4 protein-coding genes are annotated in these 4175 nt (G+C 71.6%); 2 read left to right on the top strand and 2 right to left on the bottom strand.

The window, feature by feature from the left end:
* Nucleotides 1-186: 186 nt before the first annotated feature.
* Together C1I97_RS32600 and C1I97_RS32605 are read right to left on the bottom strand one after the other, a co-directional pair.
* Nucleotides 187-1011: a purine-nucleoside phosphorylase gene (locus C1I97_RS32600; protein ID WP_111006637.1), complete on the bottom strand. Its 825-nt coding sequence runs from the start codon at nucleotides 1009-1011 to the stop codon at nucleotides 187-189.
* Between the two features lie 220 nt (nucleotides 1012-1231).
* Entirely contained in the window at nucleotides 1232-1669 is a 438-nt protein-coding gene (locus C1I97_RS32605) for a gamma-glutamylcyclotransferase (RefSeq protein WP_111006638.1), read from the bottom strand.
* A gap of 105 nt (nucleotides 1670-1774) precedes the next feature.
* Here C1I97_RS32605 and C1I97_RS32610 point away from each other — a divergent pair, with 105 nt between their 5' ends.
* Together C1I97_RS32610 and C1I97_RS32615 are read left to right on the top strand one after the other, a co-directional pair.
* Entirely contained in the window at nucleotides 1775-3223 is a 1449-nt protein-coding gene (locus tag C1I97_RS32610; protein ID WP_111006639.1) for an NAD(P)H-quinone dehydrogenase, read from the top strand.
* Nucleotides 3224-3398: 175 nt separating this feature from the next.
* Nucleotides 3399-4175, top strand: a 777-nt coding sequence (locus C1I97_RS32615; protein ID WP_258382842.1) for a DeoR/GlpR family DNA-binding transcription regulator, incomplete at its 3' end; no start/stop codon positions are given.

The raw sequence follows: 4175 nt of genomic DNA on the forward strand, positions 1-4175 counted from the left end.
GTGTGTGGTGGGTCGGGGCCGTGGGGGGTGCGTCCAGCCCGCCGCGCACGGGCGTACTGCTGTGGGCTGCCACGGCTGGACCGGGCAGAGACGAAGTATGCGGCGGGCTGTTGACGCACCCCCCACGGCCCCTTCCGCCGTCGTGCGGCCGTCCCGCCGTGGTGGCGGGTGCCCCGGGGGCTGTTCTTACAGGCGGTCCAGCACCTGGGCCAGGAGGGAGCCCATGCGGGTGGCGCTGTCGCGGCCCGCCTGGAGGACCTCCTCGTGGTTGAGGGGTTCGCCGGTCATGCCGGCGGCGAGGTTGGTGACCAGGGAGATGCCGAGGACCTCGGCGCCGGCCTCGCGGGCGGCGATGGCCTCCAGGACCGTGGACATGCCGACCAGGTCCGCGCCGATGACGCGGGCCATGCGGATCTCGGCCGGCGTCTCGTAGTGCGGGCCGGGGAACTGGGCGTAGACGCCCTCCTCGAGGGTGGGGTCGACCTCCTTGCACAGGGCGCGCAGGCGGGGGGAGTAGAGGTCGGTGAGGTCGACGAAGTTGGCGCCGACGATCGGGGAGGTGGCCGTCAGGTTGATGTGGTCGCTGATCAGCACGGGCTGGCCGGGGCGCATGCCCGCGCGCAGACCGCCGCAGCCGTTGGTGAGCACGATCGTCTTGCATCCGGCCGAGACGGCGGTGCGTACGCCGTGGGCCACGGCGGCCACGCCCCGGCCCTCGTAGTAGTGGGTGCGGCCGAGGAAGACCAGGGCGCGCTTGTTCCCGATGGCGTACGAGCGGATCTTGCCGCCGTGGCCCTCCACCACCGGCGGCGGGAATCCGGGCAGCTCGGTGACCTGGAGCTCGGCGTCGGGGGCCCCCAGGGCGTCGACGGCCGGTGCCCAGCCGGAGCCCATCACGAGGGCGACGTCGTGGGTCTCGGCACCGGTGAGTTCCCGCAGGCGTGCGGCGGCGGCGTCGGCGGCGGCGTAGGGGTCGCCCTGGAGGTCGTCCGGAAGGAGAGATGCGTTCACGTCGTCGAGGGTAGCCGTTATTCGCCTACGCGCGTAGATGACAGAGCTCGCGGGAAGGAGATCGTTGTCTTGTCGTTTCCGGAGAGGAGCGTCGAGGGCGGTTCCGAGTGAGGTCGGCCGTTCGTGGGAGGACGTCTCCGTCGTCGAGGACCGTTACGCCCGTCTCGTGTGCTCTCCGGGTGGTGCGGGGACGGGCCCCCACGGTAGAGGGTGGGGCTGCTCAGCAGGGCCGCTTGCGCAGTTCCATCACGTAATCGTGTGGCGCTCCCGCCGATTCCGCCGCGTCCGCGATCTCGCCGAGGTAGCGGGCGGAGGGGAGGCCGCCCTCGTAGGCGTTGAGGACGTAGGACCAGGCCGGTTCCTCGCCGTCGAGGGTGTGGGCGCGGACGCGTGTGCGCCGGTAGAGGCCCAGACCCACGCCCACCCAGCGGTCGAGGGCGTCCTCGTCCATCGGGGCGATGTCGTACAGCGCGACGAAGACCTGCGAGAGCGGGTCCTCGACGAGCGTTGCCAGTGCGCCCTCCCAGCCCATGTGCTCGCCGCCGAAGGTCAGCCGCCAGCCGTTCAGCCAGCCCGTGGCGCGCAGCGGCGAGTGCGGGGCGCGGCGGGACATCAGCCGCGCGTCGAGGTTGCCGGCGTACGCGGCGTAGAGCGACATGGGTCGAGCGTACGGCAGCGGCCCACTCGCCCCGCCGATCTCAGGGGCAACGGAAAACGGGGCGGTCGCGCCCCGGGGCGGTGGCACCTTGAGCGGTGCGGGACAATGGGGTACGTGACTCGGATCGTGATCATCGGTGGTGGACCCGGCGGCTACGAAGCGGCGCTGGTGGCGGCGCAGCTCGGCGCGGAGGTGACCGTCGTCGACTGCGACGGTCTGGGCGGAGCGTCGGTGCTGACCGACTGCGTGCCGTCGAAGACCCTCATCGCCACGGCCGAGGTGATGACCACCTTCGACTCGTCGTACCAGGAGCTGGGGATCATCGTCGCCGACGACACCCCCCCGATGGAGCAGTCCGCCCGGGTGGTGGGCGTCGACCTGGGAAAGGTCAACCGCCGTGTGAAGCGGCTGGCGCTCGCCCAGTCCCACGACATCACCGCGTCCGTGACGCGCGCCGGCGCCCGGGTGATGCGCGGGCGTGGCCGGCTGAAGGGCATGCAGGCGCTCGACGGGTCGCGCAAGGTCGTCGTCACGGCGGCGGACGGCAGTGAGGAGACGCTCACCGCGGACGCGGTGCTCATCGCGACCGGCGGGCACCCGCGCGAGCTGCCCGACGCCCAGCCGGACGGCGAGCGCATCCTGACCTGGACCCAGGTCTACGACCTCACCGAGCTGCCCGAGGAGCTCATCGTGGTGGGCTCCGGTGTGACCGGTGCCGAGTTCGCCGGTGCCTACCAGGCGCTCGGGTCGAAGGTCACGCTGGTGTCGTCCCGGGACCGCGTGCTGCCGGGCGAGGACCCGGACGCGGCGGCCGTGCTGGAGGACGTCTTCCGGCGCCGCGGCATGAACGTCATGGCGCGCTCGCGGGCCGCCGCGGCCAAGCGGGTCGGCGACCGGGTGGAGGTGACCCTGTCCGACGGGCGCGTCATCACCGGCTCGCACTGCCTGATGGCCGTCGGCGCCGTCCCGAACAGCGCGGGGCTGGGCCTGGAGGAGGCCGGCGTCAGGCTGCGCGAGTCCGGTCACATCTGGACCGACAAGGTGTCGCGGACGACGGCTCCGGGCGTGTACGCGGCCGGTGACGTGACCGGTGTCTTCGCGCTGGCGTCGGTGGCGGCGATGCAGGGACGTATCGCCGTGTACCACTTCCTGGGCGACGCGGTGGCCCCGCTGAACCTCAAGACGGTCTCGGCCAACGTCTTCACCGACCCCGAGATCGCCACCGTCGGCTACAGCCAGGCCGACGTGGACGCCGGCAAGATCGACGCCTGCTGCGTGAAGCTGCCGCTGCTGCGCAACCCGCGCGCCAAGATGCAGGGCATCCGGGACGGCTTCGTCAAGATCTTCTGCCGGCCGGGTACGGGCATCGTGGTCGGCGGCGTGGTCGTGGCACCGCGCGCCTCGGAACTCATCCACCCCATCTCGATCGCCGTCGACAACAACCTGACGGTCGAACAGGTCGCGAACGCGTTTACTGTCTATCCCTCGTTGTCGGGTTCGATCGCCGAGGTGGCCCGGCAGCTGCACACGCGCAAGACGACGGGCGAGGGATAGGGAGAAACAGGGCGGTCCCGGCGGCCGGGTTCTGGTGAGGCCGGGCCCTATACCACTTCGTGTCCTGCCGTGCGAACAACTTCTGCTATTCGGCGCAAACCGCTGAAAGCAGACGGTCGTCGGCGTTACTGTCAGTTTCGTGTTCGCTGCTGAACGTCGCCAACTGATCCTCGAAATGGTGCGAGCGAACGGTGCCGTGTCGCTCCGTGAGCTCGCCCGCGTCGTCCAGACCTCCGAAGTGACCGTACGGCGGGACGTGCGGGCACTGGAGGCCGAAGGACTCCTCGACCGCCGGCACGGCGGTGCGGTACTCCCGGGCGGGTTCACCCGGGAGTCCGGCTTCCCGCAGAAGTCGCACCTCGCGACCGCGGAGAAGACGGCCATCGCCGACCTCGCCGCGGGACTCGTCGAAGAGGGCGACGCGATCGTCGTCGGGGCGGGTACGACCACGCAGGAGCTGGCGCGCCGGCTCGCCCGGGTGCCCGGCCTGACCGTCGTCACCAACTCCCTCCTGGTCGCCCAGGCGTTGGCCCACGCCAACCGCGTGGAGGTCGTGATGACCGGAGGCACCCTGCGCGGCTCCAACTACGCGCTCGTCGGGTCGGGGGCCGAGCAGTCGCTGCACGGCCTGCGGGTGTCCAAGGCCTTCCTCTCGGGGAGCGGCCTGACCGCCGAGCGGGGGCTGTCCACCTCCAACATGCTGTCGGCGTCCGTCGACCGGGCCCTCGTCCAGGCCGCCACGGAGGTCGTGGTCCTCGCCGACCACGCCAAGCTCGGTACGGACACGATGTTCCAGACCGTGCCGACCGAGCTCATCACCCGCCTGGTGACGGACGATCCCCCGGCCCACGACGACCGCGCGGCCACCGAACTCCAGGCCCTGGCGGACCAGGGAGTCCAGATCGCCGTGGCGGGCGGGACGGGAATGCCGGCGGCCGACCGCCCCCCGGCC

Source organism: Streptomyces sp. NTH33 (assembly GCF_003236365.1).
Taxonomy (GTDB): Bacteria; Actinomycetota; Actinomycetes; order Streptomycetales; family Streptomycetaceae; genus Streptomyces.